The following is a 24,005-nucleotide window of genomic DNA, read 5'->3' on the forward strand; positions in this document are numbered from 1 at the left end:
CCTGCAAGTACAGGGTAAGTTAACCTTTTATAGCGGTTTTTTCTGGTGTGCTATAGTTTGTTAATAACGCATTAAAAAGCGCCACCCTATGATTGAAACTGTAAAACTTACCGTTAGGCTGTCTAACTTTTATAAAATGAGTTGGATAAATAAGGCGGTAAGTATAGCGTTACTTCTCTACATTATTGTTTTTTCACTTTATGCTTTAAATACTTTCCCCCCTTTAAACGTGCAAAACAATGTGTATGGTTTTACTACCGATTTTTGCAATCTCATCGTGCTCGTATTTTTATTTTGGATAGTGCAATGCTCTGAGCTTTCAAAACAAGCGTACGTGTTTTCTACTTTAGGTTTATTGCTATGGAGTATGGGTACAACGGCTGATGTAATAGATGAATTAGTTGTGCAGCCTTATTGGATGAGTGTTTATTTTGAAGACTTATGCAGAACCATGGGAATGCTTTTTACCGCCTATGGGTTATTTAAGACCATGCGTTTTGTACAAAGTATACATAACCGTTTAGCGCACGAGTTGATAACGGACGATCTTACACAAGTACATAATAGACGCTATTTTTATCGGCATGTTAAAACTGCCCCTAGTACGCCTTACGTTATTTTAATTATAGATATTGATCATTTTAAGGCTATTAATGATGAGTTTGGCCATGATGAGGGTGACTTAGTGCTACAGCAGTTAGCTACTAAGTATAATAGTGCATTTGTTAATAATGCAGTATTTGCTCGTTTAGGCGGTGAGGAGTTTGGCGGCTATTTGCCTACCGGAAATATAAGCCAAGCGGCTGAATTTTGTGGGCAACTAATAGACATTGCACACAATATTAAAGTTAAACAGGTCAAACAGCTTACCGTAAGTATTGGTATGGCGCTGCAAAGCGCTAACGAGCACCTCGACAAGGTAATGAAGCGGGCAGACATGGCTTTATACGTTGCTAAAAATAATGGCCGAGATCAATATAAAATAGCCCCTTAAGCTTTCTACGCAAATATCCTTATTATTTGCACATTTATTACACTTTTAAACGTTTTCGTAAAGAACTGTCAGCGAGGGTAATACTTTGTAAACTATGAAATTAAAATGCAGCAAAGAAGTCATAATAGTGATTTTAATAATAAGGAAACTTTAATGACCAACTCTCTGTTGAAAGCTGCTTTACCTCTAAGTTTAATGTCTATTCTAGTTGGTTGTGGCGGCAGCGACGGCTCAAGTGATACAGGCTACGTACAATTATATAATGGCTCTTATAACAGCCCTTATACGCGTTTATTTGTAGACGAAACTGAGCGCTCAGGCACTGATTTTGCTGATGTAACCACGCGTCATAATTACAGCACCGGCACTTACGATTTAAGCTTTGAATACTTAGATGCAAACGACAGCTACATTACAATTAGCGAACAAGAAGTATCAATCAAAGGTGACAAAACCGAACTAATTGTAATGAGCGGTAACTTTGACGAACCTACGTTCACAGAGCTAAGTGTGCCCATTTCAAGTGATACAGATGAGTTCAACTTAGGTTTTTACAATATCACCAGTGAAGACACTAGCTACGATATTTACCTAGCAACCGATGATGGCGTATTTGAAAGTGCTGAACTATTTACATCAACACAGTATTTAAGTGAGCTAGATTTACAAACCCTTGATGAGGGTTACTACACAATTTATATCACTGAGGCAGGTAGCACTGATGTAGTGTATGAGTCGGAGTCGGTTTATTTTTACGATGAAGAAAGCTACGTAGCCATGATCCGCCCAAGCTATGCAACAGAAGAAAACGGTATCACGCTCGATATTGTGACTGACAATAACTATGTTACAGCACTAAAGCACCAATCAGCGTTAGGCCAATTGCGCTTTATAAATACCGTTGACGATTACTCGCCAGTTAGCTTTAGCACGACCCGTGGCACTACAGTTAACGATACTAATACGGTAGCAAGCGATACCTATACCGATTACATTGAGCTTTCGCCAAACAGTTACAGCGTTGCAATGTACGACGAAGAGGGCACTAAGCTTGCCGATAACTTTTTAATGACCCTAGAGCGCGAGCAAAGTGCGGTAGGCGTTTTTTACAACGATGTCGATAATGGTTTACGCATGATGAGTGTTGAGGAAAACCTAACACCTAGCAGCTACAGCCATACTATTTCGGTTGTTAACCTAATTGAAAGCTACGCAGGGCAAACAGTAAGCGAAGTTGACGTGTACTTTACCTTAAATGGTGAAACTGTTGATGACGCCACCAATGTAATTGATGGCTTAGATAGATACGATCAAGAAGAAATTGATGTAGATGATGAAGCTTACACTGTGTATGCCGTATACGAAGATAACGGCCAACAAATAGTGTTAATTCAACAAAGCGATATAGATTTTACCGAAGAAGGTAACTATATCTTAATTTTAGAGCACGATGAGACAACCAGTTCAGGCTTTAAAATGAGTGTAACGCGCACAATTACAGACAGCGTAGAATAAGCAACTTGTAACACGTTCTAGAAAGTAAAAGCCCTAAGCTTTATTGTTTGGGGCTTTTTTTTGCCTAGCTGTAGCGTGATTTTGTTTACATTAAATAAACCCATATATAAGCAGATTGCTATAACTTTTAAAAATTTTAGGTACACTCATAACATAATAAATAAAAAGAGCGTGCCATGGATGAGTTTTTAGGGATAGTGGGTTTATTTGCATTTGCAATAATGGCCGGTGCTATTTGCGGTATTGTCGCAATTGCACAACTTAGTAATTTAAAGCAAGAAATTGCCCAATTAAAAGCAAAAGTACTTAGTTTAGAATTAGCTAACAACGCACAAAGCCACGGTGAAAACGCCGATAAAAGCACCGATTGCTCCACAGCTGAACATGCATACACGGCCCAAGCAAATAGCAATGAAGCGACTTTTAATCAAGTTAGTCCTAATCAATCCAATCAGCCTCGTGACCAGGTAAAAACGCCAGCTTCAGCAATAAAGCCTTCCGCTAAAGCTTCTGCCAATAAACATAAGCAAGGCAGTAAAAATCTCAAACCCACACTTGTTACTTCTTTTTTTGAAAAATTGCGTAGCGACTTTGAACAAAACTGGATGACCTGGATAGGCGCAATCGCATTGGCGCTAGGCGGTATATTTTTAGCAAAGTACAGTTTAGAAGCCGGGTTGCTCTCTCCTACGATGCGATTAACCCTAGGCGGTTTATTTGGTGGAGGCTTAATTGCAGCCGCAGCTTATATGCATTACAAAAATAGTGTATTTGAAGGGTTTAAGAACTATATACCTGCAGCGCTTGCCAGTGGGGGTTTTATTACGTGCTTTGCACTGACCTTATTAGCGTATAGCAGCTATAACATGATCAGCCCTTTAACAGCATTTGTTGTACTTGGGGTTATTGCCATAAGTGCGAGCGCTATGGCAATAATGCTTGGCCCAGTATTAGCCGTACTAGGTATTATTGGTGCTTATTGTGTCCCCGTGCTGATTAATACCGGCAGCAATAATTTATTTGCGCTTTATATGTACATTGGGTTTGTGAGCTTATCTGCTGCGCTGGTCGCGTATAAAGTACAGCGTGCATGGCTGTGGTATTTACTTTGGGCGGGGCATTTGAGCTGGTATGTTGTTGGCTTTACTTTAGCTAACAGCAGCACCATTTGGCTTATGGGTACGTATGGGCTATTAAGTGTTATTGGTTTAATTGCCGTGCCACGCTTGGGGTTAAAACTTGCGGTGGTTGAAACTCGCCCACATAGTTTAAAGCGCCTAATAAACGCACTGCCTAGTAACCCTTTAATGCTTGCCTGTATTGTCCCTTTGTTACTGGCTATGCTTTTTGATAGTACTAACTACTTACAGTGGCAAATAATAAATGCGTTAAGCATATTAACATTGCTGTTTTTAGTGCTTAAAAATAGCCGCTGGGATTTATGGCAAGGGGTGGCGATGTTAATAGCAGTACTCTGGCTATTAAGCACGCCTTCTTATTATGCTGATTATTCTGACTCGCTATTTATATTTAGGCACCAATATGGTGGCGCTATATTTTTAGGGTTAGCGCTCGGCGTATATGGGCTTTATTTTGGTATAAAGTGGCAACCTAAACGATTGGCTTTTCATATTACTGCCTCGTTTAGCGTATTTATAATGATTGCCACCTTATACGCTATAATCCCAAACCATGCGTTGGCCGCAGCCTATCCATTGTGGGCAGTGATACTACTTACAAGTAGCGCCATTTTAATTAGGTGCGCAATAGGTGGCGCAACGCTTTTTCAGCGCTTTACATATTGGGTGGGGGCAAATGCCAACATCACGCTTGCTATCACTATGTTATTAAATGACAGCGGGCTAACCATTGCACTGGCTATTCAAGTTTTACTTATTAGCGTGTTAATAAACCGCTATCGGGTGCCTATGCCACATTGGCCAATTAAAGCGCTGGTGGCTGCATTACTACTTCGCCTTACACTGTCACCGTGGACCCCAAGTTACGAGGCGCTTAGTGTATTGGGTGTGCACTGGAGCTTAGTAGTTTATCCTTTGTGTGTGGTGTTATTTTACACTGCAGCCAAATGCTTTAACGCATCGCAGTTAAAAGTTTGGCTTGAAGGCGCAGCGCTGCATTGCTTGGCGTTATTTATTACCACCGAAACCAGCTATCAACTGGTAGGGCACTATCCGCAGTTTGATTCTTTGAGCTTTTATGAACAAGCTTTACTCACCTGTAATTGGCTTGCGCTGGGTTGTGTATATTTACACCGTGCTCGTATTGCCGGTAGCTTAGCTAAATTATACCAAGTGGCAGGCATAGCATTAGCAGGTGCTGCGGGTGTTACTGCACTGAGCACCTTACTAAACGCTAATCCATTTTTAAGCTCTATTTATATTGGCGAATATTTTGTATTTAATTGGCTATTTTTGCTTTGGTTAGTGCCTGCGGGTCTCGTGCTTTGGCTTTATACGTTAATTAAACCGCTGTATACAAAAGCTGCGCCATTTATACTCACAGTAGCGGGTGTATTGAGTGTGTTGGCAATTAATGGCTTTATACGCCAATACTGGCAAGGCCCTTATATTTACTTATCAACAGGTGCAAGCAACGCAGAGCTTTATAGCTACTCGGTTATTTGGCTTGTGTTAGGGGCTATTACTGTGGTGCTAGGGCATTTAAAAAATCAGCTATTAATCCAAAAGATAGGGTTAGGATTATTGGCAGCGGTTATTTTAAAAGTATTCTTAGTGGACATGGCTAATTTAACGGGGCTTTTAAAAGCGCTGTCGTTTATTGGCTTAGGCTTGTCGTTAGTGGGGCTAAGTTGGTTATTTCAAAAACTACGCAGCCAAGCCAAACCAGCCTAATAATTTAGGGTTCCAACGCTTTGTTAAGCACATAAATAAGCCCAGCTAATACTGGGCTTATTTTTTGCTGCCAATTGGCTATTACGTGCTGTGATTAAGTAAAGCTTTAAGCTTACCTGGCTTAATAGGCTTACTTAAATAATGAATATTAGCCGCTTTGGTTTCTTGTTTAAGCTCGGTGTCGCGTACGGCAGTTATAAGTATGGCGGGCACTTCGCTTTGCCATGTATCACGCAGTGTTTTTATAAGCGAAATACCATCGCAGTCATTACCTAATTGGTAATCCATTAAAATTACATCGGGCGCTGTGTGCTGTTTAGCGTGCGCGAGTACTTTATTTACATCGTCAAACAAGGTGTAATTGGCTTGCCACTTTTTAAGTAAACTGGCCATTGCTGCTAGGTTTTCGGGGTCATCGTCTACCGCGACTATGTTAATCGCGTCGCGGTTTTCTACTAAACTGCTGGCCGTTGCTTTTTGTTGAACAAACTGCGCATCGCCATAGGGTACTTCAATACTAAAGCGACTGCCTTTACCGGGCTCTGAGTGCACATCAAGCTCTAAGCTAAGTAAATCGGCCATACGTTTTACAACGCCAAGCCCTAAACCAACGCCTTTGTTATCACCGGCTTCTATACGGTAAAAGTCGTTAAATATTTTAGCTTGTTCTATTTGGCTAATACCTGGGCCGGTGTCCCATACTTCTATACGTAAATTATGTTTACGGTTTCTGCATGCTATTAATACTCGCCCTGTTTCGGTGTATTTAACCGCATTAGACACCAAGTTTTGTATAATTCGGCGCAAGTAGGTAATGTCGCTATGCACAATTTGTGCGTTTGAACGCACGGTTAGTTTTAAGCCTTTATCGCTTGATAAAATAGCGTACTCGCTTTGCAGTGGCATAAGTATATCGTTTATACAAAAGTGCCGAGGGGTTGGGGTCATTGCGCCTTGCTCTAACTTGGCAATTTCTAGTAAGGCTGACATTAAATGCACGGTTGAGTCTAAACTGTGGCCAAGCTTATTAAAGCTATTTTGGTTAGTTGTATCAAGCTGCTTTTCATCAATGGCTGCAAGGTATAAACGCGCCGCGTTAAGGGGCTGTAAAATATCGTGGCTAGCCAGTGCTAAAAATCGCGTTTTACTGTCGTTGGCTTGCTCTGCTTCGCGCTTGGCTAAAGTAAGTGCTTGCTCTGTTTTTACTCAGCTATCTATTTGGGCTTGTAAGTCTTTATTAATGGTTTGCACTTCTTGAGTTCGCGCCTCAATGCGGTTTTCAAGATCCATGTTAATTTCTTCAAGCGCATTTTGCGTACTTATATGGTTTGTAATGTCTGAAAAACTCGTTACAAAGCCGCCATCGGGTAGGGGGTTACCTATCATTTCGTACACTTGGCCATTACGGCGGTGACGAATAAAGTGATGCGAGCTACCATTTTTTAAATGCTGAACGCGTTTTTCTACTTGGCGCTCTATTTCGCCTGGGCCACATTCACCGCGTACTGCGTTGTACCTTATTATATCTTCTATGGGTTGCCCCACTTCTAAAAAGCCGTCGGGGTAGCCAAACATTTGGCTGTAGCGCTTATTCCATGCCACCAGTTTTAAATCTTTATCGACCACCGAAATACCATGGCTTAAGTTTTCGAGCGAGGTATACAAAAGGTTTTGGTTAAACTGCAGTGCTTGTGTGGTTTCGTCAAAAAAGTTAACCACCTCTTCAAAGGCCATACGTTTACCCGATGAAACCGTACGGATTAGCGCCTGCGCCGAAGACGCCCCTAACACCCCAGTTAACGCACGTTCGCAGTAGGCTATAAATTCGGGCTCGGGGTGGGCATTATTGTCACTTAGCTGGTGCGAAAGTGAAAAGTGCGCCAGTACTTGTTGGCTGCGCTGAATACCTAAAAAGGTTTGCAACAGTATTTTAAAGTCGTAAACCGTGGCTTTAACATTTTTGTTTAAGCGGCGCGATAAAATAGCCTGATCTTTAGGGTTAACAAATGCAGCGGCCTGAATTTTATCTATCAAGCGCTCTTCTGCCCCTAACGAAAAGCTAATATAACAACCAATGTTAGCAAATAAGGCAATCAGAGTGCCGCGTGTAATAAGGGTTTGCTGAAGCTCGCTATCAAGCGCGCTACCGGCATCTAAAATTGGCATCATTAAAAATAATACCCAACAAATAAAACCCGCTAATAGCCCCGCATATACACCATAAGCATGGCCTTTTCGCCAGTAAAGCCCGCCCACAATAGCCGGGAGCAGCTGCGTTACTAACGAAAACGCCACCAGCCCCATACTAGCCAGCGCACTACCATGGCCAAACCATTGCTGATAAAAATAAGCCAATATAAGTATGCCGGCTATGGTAAAACGCCTGACTAATAAAATTTGCGATTTATAACTGCTGGTAATTAAGTTGCGCTTAAATTTACGGCGTAGCAGAAGCGGCAGCACTACATCGTTAGAGATCATGGTGCTAAGCGTAAGTGTGGCCACCACTATCATGGCGGTGGCTGCAGAAAGCCCGCCAATAAATACAAAGGTACTTAAAAAAGCTTGGTCGTGAATAAGCGGTAGCGCTAATACAAAGCTGTCGGGTGAAAAACTGCTACCAATACTTGGGTGAATTGCGGCAGTAGCAATAGGAATTATCATCGCGGCGGTGAGTAATAAATACAGCGGAAAAGCCCAGCGAGCAGTAAATAAATGGCGTTTGTCTTGGTTATCTACCACGGTGACATGAAATTGTCGTGGTAAACAAATTATGGCCGCGGCAGCCATAAGTGACTGGCCAATAAAGTTAAAACTAAAAAAGTTAAAGTTGCCCCAGTGTTGCCAAATCGACTCTGTGACTTTGTCGCCGCTAAGGGTGGGTAAATTAAATAAGGTGTACAAGGCTAAGCCAGCGACGGCAATAAGCGCAATAAGCTTTATCATTGACTCAAAGGCGACTGCTAGCATAAGCCCAGAGCGGTACTCGGTAACATCTACCTTACGGGTACCAAAAAATATTGCAAACAGCGCCATAATTAACGTGGCGGTGAGGGTAAGCATTTCGCCAGATATTTGATTGCTGTTTTGCAAAAGCAAAAAGCTAGTACTGAGTGCTTTTAACTGCAGCGCAATATAGGGAATGGTAGCAAGTAGGGCAATAACAGTGACCAGTATTGCACTGGTTTGACGTTTACCGTAGCGGGCAGAAATAAAATCGGCAATGGTGGTAATGTTTTGTTTTTTACTTACTAATACCAGTTTGCGTAAAAAGCCTTGGCCAAAAAAGAACAACAAGGAAGGCCCCAATAAAATGGGTAAATAGCTCCAACTACTGGTGGCGGCGGTACCAACCGAACCATAGTACGTCCACGAGGTACAATAAATCCCTAACGATAACGAATACACAAAAGGATGATGGCTAATCCGTTTAGCAAGTGGTGTTGTTTTATCGCCCCAATTAGCAAGCCAAAACAGCACCCCAATATAGCCTAATGCTACAAAAATCAGTACAGCAGTCATGTTGTTATTAAACCTTATTATTTATACCCACACACAATAACAGAGATAACTTTAAGTGTGCGTGCACAATTTTATGCAAAATATTAACGTTGTTTTTATTGTATTGATTTTAAATGATTATTTATATTGTTGATGATTTATTAGACTAATGTCGCATTTTTACACAAAGCCACTTAAATTTTGCCGTTAACGCGCTTAGGAAAAAGCTAACCTACTGAAAATTATGTGTAATTGTATTTTTAAATACAATTGCATTTGCAGTTTACGTAAACGTTAACAGGCTGTTACGACTATGGTCTCACTTCACTCTTCACGCCGCGTTGCTAAATTAATAACCGACTATAAAAAAACCACTCATTGCAATTATGCAATGCTTAAAGGGGAAAATAAAAATGGCTTTTAAAGATGAAGAACAAGCAAAAGCTTATTGGGCAGAAAACATTTCACTACTGTTTAAGTTACTAGCAGTGTGGTTTGTGGTCTCATTTGGCTTTGGCATATTACTGGTAGATGTACTGAATGAAGTACGTTTTTTTGGGTTTAAACTTGGCTTCTGGTTTTCACAACAGGGCGCTATTTACACCTTTGTAGCTTTGATTTTTGTTTACGTTTTCAAAATGAACACGTTAGATAAAAAATACGGCGTAGACGAATAGGAGCTAGGTAATGGATGTTCAAACACTCACATTTATAATTGTTGGTTTAAGTTTTGCGCTTTATATCGGCATTGCAATTTGGGCGCGTGCAGGCTCTACAAATGAGTTTTACGTGGCAGGGGGCGGCGTACCTCCGCTTGCCAATGGTATGGCAACCGCAGCCGATTGGATGAGCGCAGCGTCGTTTATTTCAATGGCGGGTATTATTTCGTTTGCAGGTTACGATGGCGGTGTTTACTTAATGGGGTGGACTGGCGGCTATGTATTACTCGCTATGTGTTTAGCGCCTTACTTACGTAAATTTGGCAAATTCACTGTACCTGACTTTATAGGCGACCGTTACTACTCACAAACAGCACGTGTTGTTGCTATTTTGTGTGCCATCTTTATTTGTTTTACTTATATTGCTGGACAAATGCGTGGCGTAGGCGTGGTATTTTCGCGCTTTTTAGAAGTAGAAATTGAAACCGGTGTTTACATTGGAATGGTGATTGTATTCTTTTATGCGGTACTTGGCGGCATGAAAGGCATTACCTACACGCAAGTAGCGCAGTACTGTGTGCTTGTGTTTGCCTACCTTGTGCCCGCTATCTTTATTTCAATGATGATGACAGGCCACTTCTTCCCGCAAACCGGCTTTGGTGCCACATTGAGTGATGGCTCAGGCATGTATGTACTTGATAAGCTAGACGGGTTAAGCGCAGAGCTGGGCTTTGCACAATACACCGAAGGCTCTAAAAGCATGATTGACGTATTTGCTATTACCGGCGCTTTAATGGTGGGTACTGCAGGTTTACCGCATGTAATTGTTCGCTTTTTCACTGTACCACGCGTTAAAGATACCCGTATTTCAGCAGCGTGGACACTGGTATTTATTGCTATTGTTTACACTACTGCACCGGCGGTTGCCTCGTTTGCACGCGTAAACATGATTGACACCATTAACGGTAAAGATGGTAGCGGTACAGAGTACGCTCAAGCACCAGCGTGGATCAAAAACTGGGAACGCACGGGCTTAATTACCTTTAATGATAAAAACGGCGACGGCAAAATGTTTTACACCGCCGGCAAGGTAGAAGACCCAACAAGCGCAAACGAAGTAAAAGTAGACCGCGATATTATGGTACTGGCTAACCCTGAAATTGCTGATTTACCAGCATGGGTAATCGCATTAGTTGCGGCCGGTGGTATTGCTGCTGCGCTTTCAACCACAGCGGGGTTATTGCTGGTTATTTCAACATCAGTGTCGCACGATTTACTTAAACGCACCCTTAAACCCGACATAAGCGATAAACAAGAGCTACTAGCTGCTCGGTTAGCCGCGATGATTGCCATTGTTATATCAGCTTACTTTGGGATTAACCCGCCTGGGTTTGTTGCATCGGTGGTCGCCTTTGCCTTTGGTTTAGCGGCGGCGAGTTTCTTCCCGGCAATTATTATGGGGATATTCTCTAAAACAATGAATAAAGAAGGCGCAATTGCTGGCATGGTGACCGGTATAGGCTTTACCGCTGCGTATATTATCTTCTTTAAATTTGTAAGCCCTGAGCTTAATAGCCCAGAAAATTGGTTCTTAGGTATTTCGCCCGAAGGAATTGGCTTAGTGGGGATGATCATTAACTTTGTGGTTGCTGCAACCGTACTTAAATTAACAAAATCGACACCGCTTGAAATACAACAAATGGTGGAAGGTATTCGTAATCCTAAAGGGTCAGGTGAAGCACACGCACATTAATGCGCTAAGCCTACTTAAAAATAAAGCACCAAAAGCCCGACTTTAGTCGGGCTTTTTATTTGTTCAAATAATGAGTACATTAGATTTTGTGTATACTTTTTAAGAGTACAGCAATGAGTGTAGAGCAGCAGGAAGTTGCCCAGTTTGTGTGTATGCAGGCGCCATTTAGCATGCTACACGACAGTGCGTGTGAGTATTTTGTAAGCCATATTGATAGTGTTTATTTAACCCGAGAAAACCAAGCGCAGTGGCTGCAAACGCAAACCCCAAAGCTTTTTTTAATTCGCTCTGGTTTATACGACCTAGTGGATGCAAAAGGTGATGTAGTAAAGCGTTTAGCGCAGGGGGATTACTTTGGCTATCCTTCTTTGTTAACCGGAGAGGCGATTCAAAATAGGTTACAGGTACAAAAAGAGGGCATAGTGTATATGCTTGCGCAAACGCATTTTGACTTTTTACGTCATCAATACAAACCGTTTGAGCAATATTTTGTACGCGCGCACGCCAATCGTTTACTTTCATCACATTATAAAAGTAAAAACGATAGCTGGTCTGAGCGCAGAATATCTGAGCTGATGACCCGCACCGCCATAACCTTAGCACCCGATGCCAGTATTAGGCAAACCGCTAAAAAAATGAAAAAACACGGTGTATCGTCAATTATGATCACCGAACACGCCATTTTAGTTGGCGTAGTGACCGACCGCGACTTACGTAACCGTGTACTGGCCGATGAAGTCGACCCACAAGATGCGGTTAGCAGCATAATGAGTGCAAAGCCTAAATTTATATTTGAAAACAATCGGGTGTTTTCTGCTTTGCATTTAATGCTTAAATACAATATTCATCATTTACCTGTACTTGATGAAAACCATAAGCCTTTGGGTATGCTTACTAGTACCGATTTACTGCGCCAGCAAAAAAGTGACCCTGTGCAGCTTATTGGCCGCATTTATAAAGCCCACAGCATTGCCGATTTAAAACGTTATGCAGGCGAAATCCCTGAGTTACTGCGAAGTTTTTCGTACAACATAGAAGACATATCGCTAATTGGTAAACTGCTCAGCGGCTTAACCGATGCACTCACCTCGCGTCTTATTCATTTATTTCAAGAAGAAAATGGCGCAGCGCCCACCAGTTTTTGCTTTATATGTTTTGGCTCGCAAGCACGCGAAGAGCAAACCTTACATTCAGATCAAGACAACGGCTTATTACTCCCAAATGATTTAAGCGAGCAACACCAAGCTTACTTTAAACACATGGGGGAGTTTGTATGTGAGCAGTTAGTAGAATGTGGCATTAGGCGTTGCCCGGGGAATATTATGGCCAGCAGCGATGAATGCAGAATGAGTGTAAGCCAGTGGTGCGAGCGCTTTTTTAAATGGATAAAAAGCCCAACCCCAAGCGCCATGCTTAACTGCAAAATATTTTTTGATTTGCGCTTTATAGAAGGCTCCAATGCTCTATACAGCGGCTTTTGCGAGCAGTTAAACAGGATATCGCGCGATGAGTTATTTTATGCTGCTATGGCAACCGATATAAGAGCCAGCTCAGTGCCTATAGGTTTATTTAATAAGCTTAAAACGCAAAAAAGCGACAACAACCATAAGTACATAGATTTAAAAAAACGCGGTGTGGTGATCATTAACGACATAGTGCGTTTATATGCGTTAAAAGCCGGAATAAAACGCGCCAATACCCAAGAGCGCTTAGATGCTTTACTTAAGCATTCACTGCTAAATAAAGACGATATTTATAATTTAAAAGATTGCTGGCGATTTTTAACTCAGTTACGTTTTAGTACGCAAATAAACGAAGAAGGTTTGCCAAGTAACTGTATAAACCCCGATAAATTAAGTTCATTAGAGCGCCATCAGCTTAAAGAGGCTTTTTATTTAGTAAAACAAGCGCAGCAAGCCGCGGCGTTTAAATTTGCCCGTGGCAGTTTGTAATAAGAGGTAAGCGCTGTGGTAAAAAAATGGCTCAGTAAGTATATAAAAAGGCGTAATTTATTAAGTCAAAATGCGTTAACGCAACGCTATTTAGTGATTGATTTAGAGCTTACTGGGCTTGATGTAAACCAGCATGAAATTGTCTCAGTAGCCTGGGTTAAAATAGACAACCAATGTATAAAAATGAGCGAGTCGCAGCATTTAATAAACAAGGATGTAAAAAGCCTAGAGCAAAGCCCTGTTTTTCACGGCATTATTGACGACACAGTGGCTAAAGGACAAAGCCTGCACACTATATTAACGCAGCTAAGCCGTGATTTTAGTGACCATATTTTGGTTTTTCATAACGCCATACTGGATTGGGGGTTTTTAAAAGCAGCCCTTAAAGGTTCCAATATAAACGCACAACCTAAGTTGATACTCGACACCCTCCACATAGAAAAAAAGCGCCTTATTTGCCAAGGTGCAGAAATAAAACAAGATGATTTAACCCTAAGTGCGTGTCGCAAACGTTATGAGTTACCAAGCTATCATTGTCATAACGCACTTACAGACGCACAGGCCACCGCCGAATTATTACTAGCCCAGTGCTACCAAATAAACCGTGGGAAGGAGTTGCAGTTGAGGTCAATAATTTAACAAAGCTACAGCATTTACTAATTATTTTGTTAAGATAAGAATTTTAAAAGGATTTATTATGGTAATTGAAGCCGCCAGTAAGTATTACAACCAGTTAAACAATGACCTTAAAGCAGTTAAAAAGTACATTCACAATAATTTTGGTGTGTTTCTTACTATTCTTTACTTACTGGGTAGTTTATCAGGCGTTGTGTATCTTTACGTTTTACTTAATAACTTCTCGGTTGATATATTCAATTTCATTGAAATAAGTGACTTTTTACTGGCACTGATTTCAAATTTTTTACTTATTACTCTTTATACTACGATCATCGTTTTAACAGCTATTTATTTAAATTGGCGCTCAGGACACATGCCAGATCCTAGTAAAACAACCGTGTTAAAAAAACTTTATTATGGCTTTGGTTACCCGTTCTATTTATTAAAACCTAGTTACTCATTAATGTTATTTTTAGCACTTATAATATCTACATACCCTACTATGTTGGCGCATTCACACAGTAAAGATATAATAAATGAAAGAACAATGAATTATCACTTGTCATTAAATTATCCAATTGCTCAGAGTAAAGTAACTCAACTTCAAAATGTTCAAATAGTAGCCTCAACAATGCGGAATTTATTTGTTTATGATAATAAACAAGATGAGTTACTTATTATTTCACAAGAAAATATTTCAGCTTTGATACCTAATCTACACCAAGAAAAAACGATTAAGCCAAAGTCAAAAGCTGCATCAAGCACACAGTAATTAAACATTCGCTGAAACACGATTGGCTGCTATTTATTAGTATGGACGCATAACCAAGCATGGCACTTATTCAGGACAAATTATGAGACTCATTACCACTATTCTTCTAACCTTATTCCCTGTGATCGCTTGTGCTAATTCGAGCTTACCTGCCAATCGTCATATCTCAGTGCAAGGCACTGCTGAGGTATTAGTTGAGCCTGACATGGCTAAAATACTATTTAAGGTGAATAGTGTTAAAAATGAGCCGAATGCCGCCAATAACGCGCTTGAGAATAAAGTGAAGTTATTAATAGATGGGCTCAATCAATTTGAAATAAGCGCCGATGACGTAGTTGCCTCAAACGTTAAAATTGAAAAAACAGGAATGGATTATATTGAAACAGGGCATCAGGCACTTAGCGAATACGCAGCGATAAGAACGTTTGAAGTAACGCTAAACAGTATTGAGCGTGTGAGCGATTTAACCGATTTTTTATTGAACCAAGAAGTAAATGCGATTCAAAATATTGCGTTTTTATCTTCAAAATTTGAGCAATTACAAGCGCAAGCCACACAGTTAGCAATTGAAGATGCAAAAATAAAAGCGGATTTACTTGCTGATTCATTCAATGCAAAAGTAGGTGAAGTACGCACTATTCGCTCAACTAAAAACAACTATGACAGTGGTTTTAGTACAGCTATAACCAAGATGCACAGGGCGCAGTATGATAATAACTCTTTTCCTCAAATACTTAGTAACGATTTACAGGCAACAATAAGCTTTAAATCATCCATAAACGTGGTGTTTGATTTAGAGATAACTGATTAAATTAATAATTTCATTTCAAATACATGTTCGTACTGTAAGCTAGTTTTATGTTTTTGATTAATTTGAAGGTAGCAATACTATGAGCGATGAAAGCAACACATTAAAAGCACAAACCGAAGCAAAAATAGCAGCAGGGCGAAAAGGTAATCCTGATTTTATGAAAGGCGTTGATGAAACCATTGCTCAGGCAAAAGCGTTTCAAGAAGGGGCAAATGCACTTAATTTAGATCAAAATGCCCCACGCTTTGAACTGCCTAACCAGCACGGTGAGCAAGTTTTATTAGATGAGCTACTTGCAAAAGGGCCTGTGGTTATAACTTTTTATCGTGGTAGTTGGTGCCCTTATTGTAATTTACAGCTAAAAGCATTGCAGTCACGCCTACCTGAAATTCACGCATTAGGCGCACAGCTGGTGGCTATTAGCCCACAAGCGCCCGATGGCTCAATGAGCGAAAACGACATACGTAATATGGATTTTGTTGTGCTGAGTGACCAAAATGCAGATATAGCAGCAAGCTATGGCGTAGCGTGGCAAGTACCTGCATTTTTATTAGAGCATATGCGCGAAGACCGCGGCCTTGATTTAGAGTCGCTTAATAACGGCAACGGCAGTATTTTACCTATCCCTGCCACGTTTGTTTTAGATAGCGAAGGTAAAGTGACGTGGCGCTATGTCGATGTTGATTACCGCACCCGCTCAGAGCCACAAGATATAATTAATGCTTTAAAAGCACTACAGTAAGCACTCAAGCAAGCTCGCTTTATGCCCAAAAGTAGCCAAGTAAATTAGCTACTTTTGGGTTAATTTAAAGTTTCTAATCGCTCCCTCTTATAATAATGTTCAAGGTCGATTACAATACAGCCATCTAAAAGGCATCGATGCCTTTGTCTGCACGTAAAGAGAGTGGATTTTATATTTCATGGCAATCAAACTTGCAATTAATGGTTTTGGTCGTATTGGTCGAAATATTGTCCGCGCGTTGTACGAGTCAGGTTTGAGCAACGAGATAAAAATTGTTGCGATTAACGAACTTGCTGACCCTGAAGCTATTGCTCATTTATTAAAATACGACACGTCCCACGGTCGTTTTTCTTTTCCTGTAAAACTTGGTGAAGACACCATTAGCGTTGCAAGCGATACCATTGCACTATTTTGTGAAGAAAACCCAGTAGAATTACCTTGGCAAACCCTTGATGTAGATGTAGTGCTTGAATGTACCGGTGTTTATCACTCGCGCGAGCATGCACAATTACACATTACTGCGGGTGCTAAAAAGGTGTTGTTTTCGCACCCAGCTGATAACGATGTAGATGCCACCATTGTGTATGGCATTAACGATGATGAGCTCAAACGCGAGCACACTATAGTATCTAACGGCTCATGTACTACAAACTGTGTGGTGCCTGTTATTAAAGTGCTAGATGATGCGTTTGGCATTGAATCGGGCGCTATTACCACTATTCACGCGTCGATGAACGATCAACAAGTGATTGATGCGTACCATCATGATTTACGTCGTACCCGCGCTGCGAGTCAGTCTATTATTCCAGTTGATACAAAATTAGCACGAGGAATAGACCGCATTTTACCCAAATTTGAAGGGCGCTTTGAAGCCATTGCGGTTCGCGTGCCGACAATTAACGTAACGGCAATGGATTTAAGTGTTACAGTAAATGCCGATGTAGATTTAAACGCGGTAAATACGGCACTTAAAGCCCAAGCAAAAGACCGCTTAGAAGGTATTTTAAGTTACACCGAAGAGCCATTGGTATCGGTTGATTTTAATCACGACCCACATTCTTGTATTATTGATGGCACGCAGACACGCGTTAGTCACAAACGCCTGATAAAGTTACTTGTTTGGTGTGATAACGAATGGGGTTTTGCCAATCGCATGCTAGATACAGCACGTGCGATGATGGCTAAGTAAGCATTTTATAATAATTTTAAAATTTATTTTTCAGGTTCAAGTATCGTTAACTAAGGAGATGTTATGTCGGTCATAAAAATGGCAGATTTAGATTTAAACGGCAAGCGCGTATTAATTCGTGAAGATTTAAATGTACCAGTTAAAGCAGGTAAAGTGACCTCAGATGCACGTATTCGTGCTGCACTACCTACTATTAAGCTAGCTCTTGAAAAAGGCGCTAAAGTAATGGTTATGTCGCACCTTGGCCGCCCTACGGAAGGCGAGTACGATGACGAATTTTCACTTGCCCCTGTAGCCGATTACCTAAACGATGCACTTGAGCAAAATGTACGCCTTGAAAAAGACTACTTAAACGGCGTTGAAGTTGCCGATAACGAAGTAGTTGTATTTGAAAACGTACGATTTAATAAAGGCGAGAAGAAAAACGACGAAGCCTTATCAAAACAACTTGCTGCACTGTGTGATGTGTATGTAATGGATGCATTTGGCACCGCGCACCGCGCACAAGCGTCTACTCATGGCGTTGGCTTATTTGCAGATGTTGCCTGTGCTGGCCCGTTATTATCAGCAGAACTTGAAGCACTAGGTAAAGCACTAGATAACCCAGCACGCCCATTAGTGGCCATTGTAGGTGGTTCTAAAGTATCAACTAAATTAACTGTTTTAGACTCGCTTTCAACGATTGTAGATCAGCTTGTAACAGGTGGCGGTATTGCTAATACCTTTATTGCTGCTGCGGGTCATCCGGTTGGTAAATCACTTTATGAAGCTGATTTAATGGATGAAGCAAATCGTTTATGTGCAGCAGCTAAAGCAAACGATGGTGAAATTCCGGTACCGACTGATGTTGTGGTAGGTAATGAATTTTCAGACTCTGCAGTCGCTACGCTTAAAGATGTAAGCGAAGTAACAAGCGATGACATGATTTTTGATATTGGCCCTGATACAGCCAGCCAGCTTGCAAAAATTATTGCAAACGCCGGTACTGTTGTATGGAATGGCCCAGTTGGCGTATTTGAGTTTGATCAGTTTGGTAATGGTACACGTGCTATTGCTCAGGCAATTGCTAACTCTAATGCGTTTTCGATTGCAGGCGGTGGTGACACTTTAGCGGCAATTGATAAATACGGCATTGCCGATAAAGTATCTTACATTTCTACCGGTGGTGGTGCGTTCTTAGAGTTTTTAGAAGGCAAAAAACTTCCAGCAGTAGAAATGCTAGAGTCGCGCGCTAAATAATAAATTTTTAGCCGCATTAGGTGAGGGGAAACCCTCACCAACGATTAATTATTAAATACCTCTCACCCTTATTTAATAGTTAATTAAGACAAAACTAAGCAGTGTAAATTGCTTTATTTTGTGGCGCAGTGATTGCGTCAAACTAACATATCCGTTCAAACTAGATGGCAGGAGACTGCTGTCGATAAATTGGAGAATACCCAATGGCTTTAATCAGTATGCGACAACTTTTAGATCATGCAGCTGAACACGGTTACGGCGTTCCAGCCTTTAACGTGAATAACCAAGAGCAAATGCGCGCAATAATGGAAGCGGCTGATAAAACAAACAGCCCAGTAATTGTTCAAGGATCAGCAGGCGCACGTGCTTATGCTGGTGCTCCATTTATCCGCCACATGATTTTAGCAGCCGTTGAAGAATGGCCGCACATTCCAGTAGTAATGCACCAAGATCACGGTACCTCACCCGGTGTTTGCCAACGCTCAATTCAACTTGGCTTTTCATCAGTTATGATGGATGGCTCATTAATGACTGACGGAAAAACCCCATCAAGCTACGAATATAATGTAGAAGTAACACGCGAAACCGTGGCTATGGCACATGCTTGTGGCGTATCGGTAGAGGGCGAGCTAGGTGTACTTGGCTCACTTGAAACCGGTGAAGCGGGCGAAGAAGATGGTGTAGGCGCAGAAGGTAAACTAACTACTGATCAAATGCTTACCGACCCAGAAGAAGCCGCTGATTTTGTAAATAAAACCCATGTTGATGCCTTGGCAATTGCTTGTGGAACATCGCACGGTGCGTATAAATTTACGCGCCCACCCACAGATGACATTTTAGCGATTGATCGTATTAAAGAAATTCACGCACGTATCCCGAACACGCACTTAGTAATGCACGGATCGTCGTCTGTACCACAAGAGTGGTTAGAGATCATAAATCAATACGGTGGCGAAATTCCTGAAACGTACGGTGTACCTGTTGAGCAAATTGTAGAAGGGATCAAATACGGTGTACGTAAAGTAAATATTGATACCGATTTACGCCTGGCCTCTACCGGTGCTATTCGCCGTCATATGGCGCTTAACCCATCTAACTTCGATCCGCGTAAATACCTAGCAGAAGCAACTAAAGCAATGACAGAGATTTGTGTTGCGCGTTACAACGCGTTTGGTACAGCTGGTCAAGCAGGTAAAATTAAGCCAATTTCACTTGATGACATGCACCTTAAATATTTAAGTGGTGAGTTAGACCCACAAATTAAATAATGATCTTTGATTAATAAATAGCGTTATAAAAACCAGCTGGCGTAATCCAGCTGGTTTTTTTATACCGCAAAGCACTGGGATCACTGTTGTACCAACTTAATAAAATGGGATCACTGATTTACTAACCGCCCCGCATTCGGATCATTTATTTACCAACTAGCGCATAAATTTACGCCATGTTAGGCGCTCAATCAATCAGATCGTTTTTTATTTGTACAATAGATCAGATGCTTAGTTGTTTGACTAAGTATAACCGTGATCCCAAACCCGATCGGCTTAGTAAAAATCTGATCTTTTTATAGGCTGCTTAGTAAAAAACAGATCTATTTTTAACCACGTAATGACATCTTCCAGTGCAAACTCAGTTTCGTATCTGGTTTTTTACTGTGTTAGTAAAGCAATGATCCCGCTATGAGTATCTACTTAGAAATAAAACTGTCATCTTTTTGTAAATATGTTTTGATTAACCGTAATTTGCAAAATAGTTTTAAAAATATGACGTTAATGAGGTTTTTTGTCACTATTTTGTGTTTTTTTTACCAGGATTTTAATTTACACGTTACACTTTCATAAAAATGTCATACTTAGTCATAATAATGAAAACTAATTCGATAGCGTAAGAGATAATTTGGAATGTCACGTAAAGTACTAGTCGTAGATGATGAAGCTCCTATCAGAGAGATGTTAGTTTTTGTTTTAGAGCAAAATGGATTTCAAGCAATTGAAGCAGAAGATTACGATTCTGCAATTGCAGCTATGGTTGAACCATACCCAGATATGGTTTTACTCGATTGGATGTTACCAGGTGGTAGCGGTATTCAAATTGCTAAGCAATTTAAGCAAAGTGAATACACACGCCAAATTCCAATCATTATGCTTACAGCCCGCGGCGAAGAAGAAGACAAAGTACGCGGCCTAGAAGTAGGGGCAGATGACTACGTCACTAAACCTTTTTCTCCTAAAGAGTTAATGGCTCGTATTAAAGCGGTTATTCGCCGTGTATCGCCTACCTCATTAGAAGAAGCCATAGAAGTACATGGCTTGCGTTTAGACCCAATATCGCACCGCGTTACCTCTGAGGGAAGCGAGCTTGATATGGGCCCAACCGAATTTAGATTATTACATTTTTTTATGACTCACCCAGAGCGTGTTTATAGCCGTGAGCAACTGCTTGACCATGTTTGGGGAACTAATGTGTACGTAGAAGACCGTACAGTTGATGTGCACATACGTCGTTTACGCAAAGCGATTGCACCGCTGGGGCATGATCGCTTAGTACAAACAGTACGTGGTGCAGGTTATCGTTTTTCTAGTAAATTATAAGGTACCGCAGCTAGGGTGTGAGTACGCATAAATTACTACTCAAAGGTAAAGTGAGTGTATGTATCGAGTTATTAATAAACAGGCGTTAGTAAAACGTCTGTTTATCTATTTTTTACCCCTGTTATTAGTTGGTGTGCTTATTGGTGCACCATTTTTGCTTTTATTTTTAGGCACTTCTTCTCTTTTAGTCTGGCATTATCATCAACTTTATCGCTTAAGCGATTGGCTTTTAAATCAACGTAGCTTTAACCCACCAGAGGGCGAGGGTGCGTGGGAACAAGTATTTGAAGGCATTTATCATTTACAGCACCGTAATCGTAAAAAACGCAATGAACTGGCCGATTTAATTCGTCGCTTTCGCGATGGAGCTGAAGCCGTACCCGATGCCGTAGTGGTGTTGCAAAGTGATTTAAGCATTGTTTGGTGTAACCAACTTGCACTTAAAGTATTGGGGCTCCAATGGCCGACCGATCATGGCCAGCGCCTAGATAACCTAATACGCGAACCTAAATTTGCCAAGTACATGCTGCGCGGTGAATTTGAAGAGCCATTAGAGCTTGATAACGGACATATTGTTGACCAAGTGCTTGAATTTAGGGTAATGCCGTATGCCAACACGCAGCTTATGGTGGTAGTACGTGATGTAACACGCCTAAAGCAGCTAGAGCAAATGCGCAAAGATTTTGTTGCCAATGTATCACATGAGCTGCGTACGCCACTTACGGTTGTTACTGGCTACCTTGAGATGATGGATGGCGATATGATGCCACCGCCTGCAATGTGGAATAAAGCGCAAAATACCATGCTTGAGCAATGTAAGCGTATGGACAGCTTAGTTAATCAGCTTTTATCTCTTTCGCGTATTGAAGGGGCGCGTAGGCAAGACAACGACAAAGCCATTAATGTGCCGCAAATGCTCAACTACATTAAAACCGAAGCGCAATCTATAAACCAAGATAAAGGCCATGAGCTTATTTTTGATATAGATAATGAGCTTGATATTAAAGGCTCTGAAGATGAGCTACGCAGTGCATTTTCTAATTTAGTGTTTAACGCTATACATTACACTAAAGCGGGCGGAAAAATTGTTGTTACCTGGCAGCGTAAAGAGGGGCTTGCGCATTTTAGCGTAAATGATAATGGCGATGGTATTGCACCAGAGCATATAAATCGTTTAACTGAGCGCTTTTACCGCGTAGATAAAGCAAGGAGTCGCACAACCGGTGGCTCAGGTTTAGGCTTAGCAATTACTAAACATGTGCTTACACGTCACGATAGTAAATTAAATATAAGCAGTGAGCTTGGTAAAGGCTCGTGTTTTTCTTTCGACTTTTCAAAGGATAAGCTTGTTAACTTAGCAAGTTAAAGGCAATAAAAAGCAAAGTCATAAAAGTGTCATTTAAGAGTAATGTAACTGTCATCTACTCACTTTACAGTAGACGACAGTTAGGAAATGGGACGAACAAATCGGAGAACCCCGCATGAAATTTAAAAACTTAGTTGCCGCAATGGGTGTGGCTGTTACAACATTAGTATCTGCACAGGCTGTTGCTCTTGACGACGCAATTCCTGAATATCAAAAAATTAACGGCGTTTCAGGTAACTTTTCATCTGTAGGCTCTGATACTTTAGCTAACATGATGACTTTCTGGGCTGAAGAGTACAAACGTATTTACCCTAATGTAAATATTCAAATTCAAGCGGCAGGTTCGTCTACTGCTCCACCAGCGCTTACCGAAGGCACCTCTAACATGGGTCCTATGAGCCGTAAAATGAAATCAAAAGAAATCGAAGCGTTCGAAAAACGCTACGGTTACAAGCCTACAGAAGTACGTGTAGCGATTGATGCACTAGCGGTATTTGTACACAAAGATAACCCAATTGAAGGCTTACGTATTGACCAAGTAGATGCTATTTTTTCATCTACTCGTAAATGTGGTGCGTCTGAGCAAGTTAACCGCTGGAGCGATGTTGGCCTAACGGGCGACTGGGCTGCAAAAGACATTCAATTATACGGACGTAACTCTGTATCAGGTACTTACGGTTACTTTAAAAAGAAAGCGCTGTGTAAAGGTGACTTCCGTAACAACGTAAATGAACAACCAGGTTCAGCCTCTGTTGTACAGTCAATCTCATCTTCATTAAACGCGATTGGTTACTCAGGTATTGGTTACAAAACGTCGGGTGTACGTACGGTTCCTTTATCTAAAAAAGGCACTAACTACGTAGATGCAACGCTTGATAATGTTGCTAAAGGTAAATACCCACTTTCTCGTTTCTTATACGTGTACGTGAACAAGCACCCTAATAAGCCGCTTTCACCAATTGAAGCTGAGTTCTTAAAAATGGTACTTTCTAAAGACGGTCAAAAAATCGTTGAAAAAGATGGTTACGTACCACTATCTGCTAAGTTAGTAGAAGCAGAGCTTAAAAAGTTAGGTTTATAATTTAAACCCAACCAATAAAAAAACCGCTCAATGAGCGGTTTTTTTTTGTGTAAAATTTAAAACGTAAAACAGACTAACTTACTAAAAAGCGATTACAGATCAGTCAGCTTTTGCGCTTGTGCTTTACACTGATTATAGCTCTCTACACATTTGGCAGAGCACACTTGCTGTTTTAAACCTTTGTCAATTGATTGCTGATCGCAACTATTTTCGCACTGATAGTTTTGTTGTGCACATTGGTTTAACTCAGGGTTTTTCACTTGATTTTGGCAAGCTGCTAACAATGAAAATGAAAGGGCGAGGGCACTCGTTTTAATAAATGTTTGCATGCTTATCCTTAACGTTGAAC

17 protein-coding genes and 1 pseudogene are annotated in these 24,005 nt (G+C 41.0%); 16 read left to right on the forward strand and 2 right to left on the reverse strand.

What is annotated here, in order from left to right; genetic code table 11:
- Positions 1-88 precede the first annotated feature (88 nt).
- The 3 genes from PAT01_RS06355 (at position 89) to PAT01_RS06365 (ending at position 5,382) form a co-directional block, all read left to right on the forward strand.
- Entirely contained in the window at positions 89-994 is a 906-nt protein-coding gene (locus PAT01_RS06355) for a GGDEF domain-containing protein (RefSeq protein WP_154945183.1), read from the forward strand.
- 153 nt (positions 995-1,147) lie between these two features.
- The gene (locus PAT01_RS06360; protein ID WP_121637898.1) at positions 1,148-2,509 is read left to right on the forward strand and encodes a DUF4397 domain-containing protein; all 1,362 of its coding nucleotides are present in this window, start codon (positions 1,148-1,150) and stop codon (positions 2,507-2,509) included.
- A gap of 176 nt (positions 2,510-2,685) precedes the next feature.
- Positions 2,686-5,382 (forward strand): DUF2339 domain-containing protein, encoded by a 2,697-nt coding sequence (locus tag PAT01_RS06365; RefSeq protein ID WP_154945184.1) that lies wholly within the window; start codon positions 2,686-2,688, stop codon positions 5,380-5,382.
- An 81-nt stretch (positions 5,383-5,463) separates the two neighbouring features.
- Here PAT01_RS06365 and PAT01_RS06370 read toward each other — a convergent pair.
- Positions 5,464-8,904: pseudogene (locus PAT01_RS06370) on the reverse strand (PAS domain-containing hybrid sensor histidine kinase/response regulator).
- A 392-nt stretch (positions 8,905-9,296) separates the two neighbouring features.
- Between PAT01_RS06370 and PAT01_RS06375 the strand changes: the two are divergent.
- From PAT01_RS06375 to PAT01_RS06435, 13 genes are all read left to right on the forward strand, one after another.
- Positions 9,297-9,560 carry a DUF4212 domain-containing protein gene (locus PAT01_RS06375; protein ID WP_004586074.1) on the forward strand — a complete coding sequence of 88 codons (264 nt, stop codon included), beginning with the start codon at positions 9,297-9,299 and terminating at the stop codon, positions 9,558-9,560.
- Positions 9,561-9,570: 10 nt separating this feature from the next.
- Positions 9,571-11,295 (forward strand): sodium:solute symporter family protein, encoded by a 1,725-nt coding sequence (locus PAT01_RS06380; RefSeq protein ID WP_004586075.1) that lies wholly within the window; start codon positions 9,571-9,573, stop codon positions 11,293-11,295.
- A gap of 113 nt (positions 11,296-11,408) precedes the next feature.
- Positions 11,409-13,247: a DUF294 nucleotidyltransferase-like domain-containing protein gene (locus PAT01_RS06385; protein ID WP_055252794.1), complete on the forward strand. Its 1,839-nt coding sequence runs from the start codon at positions 11,409-11,411 to the stop codon at positions 13,245-13,247.
- Between the two features lie 15 nt (positions 13,248-13,262).
- Positions 13,263-13,886, forward strand: a complete 624-nt coding sequence (locus tag PAT01_RS06390; RefSeq protein WP_055252795.1) for a 3'-5' exonuclease — start codon at positions 13,263-13,265, stop codon at positions 13,884-13,886.
- Between the two features lie 58 nt (positions 13,887-13,944).
- Positions 13,945-14,637, forward strand: coding sequence for a hypothetical protein (locus tag PAT01_RS06395; RefSeq protein WP_029773917.1), 693 nt, complete (start codon positions 13,945-13,947; stop codon positions 14,635-14,637).
- A gap of 82 nt (positions 14,638-14,719) precedes the next feature.
- Positions 14,720-15,448: an SIMPL domain-containing protein gene (locus PAT01_RS06400; protein WP_055252796.1), complete on the forward strand. Its 729-nt coding sequence runs from the start codon at positions 14,720-14,722 to the stop codon at positions 15,446-15,448.
- A gap of 79 nt (positions 15,449-15,527) precedes the next feature.
- Positions 15,528-16,190: a peroxiredoxin-like family protein gene (locus tag PAT01_RS06405; RefSeq protein WP_055252797.1), complete on the forward strand. Its 663-nt coding sequence runs from the start codon at positions 15,528-15,530 to the stop codon at positions 16,188-16,190.
- A gap of 178 nt (positions 16,191-16,368) precedes the next feature.
- Positions 16,369-17,379 carry an erythrose-4-phosphate dehydrogenase gene (epd, locus tag PAT01_RS06410; protein ID WP_055252798.1) on the forward strand — a complete coding sequence of 337 codons (1,011 nt, stop codon included), beginning with the start codon at positions 16,369-16,371 and terminating at the stop codon, positions 17,377-17,379.
- A 63-nt stretch (positions 17,380-17,442) separates the two neighbouring features.
- Complete coding sequence (locus PAT01_RS06415; protein ID WP_004586081.1) at positions 17,443-18,618, forward strand: phosphoglycerate kinase; 1,176 nt, start codon at positions 17,443-17,445, stop codon at positions 18,616-18,618.
- A 203-nt stretch (positions 18,619-18,821) separates the two neighbouring features.
- A complete protein-coding gene (fba, locus tag PAT01_RS06420) occupies positions 18,822-19,886 on the forward strand; it encodes a class II fructose-bisphosphate aldolase (protein ID WP_004586082.1) in 1,065 nt (354 codons plus the stop codon).
- A 633-nt stretch (positions 19,887-20,519) separates the two neighbouring features.
- Entirely contained in the window at positions 20,520-21,209 is a 690-nt protein-coding gene (gene phoB / locus PAT01_RS06425) for a phosphate regulon transcriptional regulator PhoB (RefSeq protein ID WP_004586083.1), read from the forward strand.
- A 58-nt stretch (positions 21,210-21,267) separates the two neighbouring features.
- Entirely contained in the window at positions 21,268-22,575 is a 1,308-nt protein-coding gene (gene phoR / locus PAT01_RS06430) for a phosphate regulon sensor histidine kinase PhoR (RefSeq protein ID WP_004586084.1), read from the forward strand.
- 115 nt (positions 22,576-22,690) lie between these two features.
- A complete protein-coding gene (locus PAT01_RS06435; protein ID WP_004586085.1) occupies positions 22,691-23,656 on the forward strand; it encodes a PstS family phosphate ABC transporter substrate-binding protein in 966 nt (321 codons plus the stop codon).
- Positions 23,657-23,748: 92 nt separating this feature from the next.
- On the opposite strand, the gene PAT01_RS06440 is transcribed toward PAT01_RS06435, so the two are convergent.
- Positions 23,749-23,985: a hypothetical protein gene (locus tag PAT01_RS06440; RefSeq protein WP_024033192.1), complete on the reverse strand. Its 237-nt coding sequence runs from the start codon at positions 23,983-23,985 to the stop codon at positions 23,749-23,751.
- Positions 23,986-24,005 lie beyond the last annotated feature (20 nt).

The organism is Pseudoalteromonas atlantica, from assembly GCA_007988745.1.
In the GTDB taxonomy this organism is placed as follows: domain Bacteria; phylum Pseudomonadota; class Gammaproteobacteria; order Enterobacterales; family Alteromonadaceae; genus Pseudoalteromonas; species Pseudoalteromonas atlantica.

Bases quoted from the DNA above. Each gene is read 5' to 3' on its own strand.
- PAT01_RS06355 (WP_154945183.1), top strand. From the start codon at position 89: ATGATTGAAACTGTAAAACTTACCGTTAGGCTGTCTAACTTTTATAAA.
- PAT01_RS06360 (WP_121637898.1), top strand. From the start codon at position 1,148: ATGACCAACTCTCTGTTGAAAGCTGCTTTACCTCTAAGTTTAATGTCT.
- PAT01_RS06365 (WP_154945184.1), top strand. From the start codon at position 2,686: ATGGATGAGTTTTTAGGGATAGTGGGTTTATTTGCATTTGCAATAATG.
- PAT01_RS06375 (WP_004586074.1), top strand. From the start codon at position 9,297: ATGGCTTTTAAAGATGAAGAACAAGCAAAAGCTTATTGGGCAGAAAAC.
- PAT01_RS06380 (WP_004586075.1), top strand. From the start codon at position 9,571: ATGGATGTTCAAACACTCACATTTATAATTGTTGGTTTAAGTTTTGCG.
- PAT01_RS06385 (WP_055252794.1), top strand. From the start codon at position 11,409: ATGAGTGTAGAGCAGCAGGAAGTTGCCCAGTTTGTGTGTATGCAGGCG.
- PAT01_RS06395 (WP_029773917.1), top strand. From the start codon at position 13,945: ATGGTAATTGAAGCCGCCAGTAAGTATTACAACCAGTTAAACAATGAC.
- PAT01_RS06400 (WP_055252796.1), top strand. From the start codon at position 14,720: ATGAGACTCATTACCACTATTCTTCTAACCTTATTCCCTGTGATCGCT.
- PAT01_RS06405 (WP_055252797.1), top strand. From the start codon at position 15,528: ATGAGCGATGAAAGCAACACATTAAAAGCACAAACCGAAGCAAAAATA.
- epd (WP_055252798.1), top strand. From the start codon at position 16,369: ATGGCAATCAAACTTGCAATTAATGGTTTTGGTCGTATTGGTCGAAAT.
- PAT01_RS06415 (WP_004586081.1), top strand. From the start codon at position 17,443: ATGTCGGTCATAAAAATGGCAGATTTAGATTTAAACGGCAAGCGCGTA.
- fba (WP_004586082.1), top strand. From the start codon at position 18,822: ATGGCTTTAATCAGTATGCGACAACTTTTAGATCATGCAGCTGAACAC.
- phoB (WP_004586083.1), top strand. From the start codon at position 20,520: ATGTCACGTAAAGTACTAGTCGTAGATGATGAAGCTCCTATCAGAGAG.
- phoR (WP_004586084.1), top strand. From the start codon at position 21,268: ATGTATCGAGTTATTAATAAACAGGCGTTAGTAAAACGTCTGTTTATC.
- PAT01_RS06435 (WP_004586085.1), top strand. From the start codon at position 22,691: ATGAAATTTAAAAACTTAGTTGCCGCAATGGGTGTGGCTGTTACAACA.
- PAT01_RS06440 (WP_024033192.1), bottom strand. From the start codon at position 23,985: ATGCAAACATTTATTAAAACGAGTGCCCTCGCCCTTTCATTTTCATTG.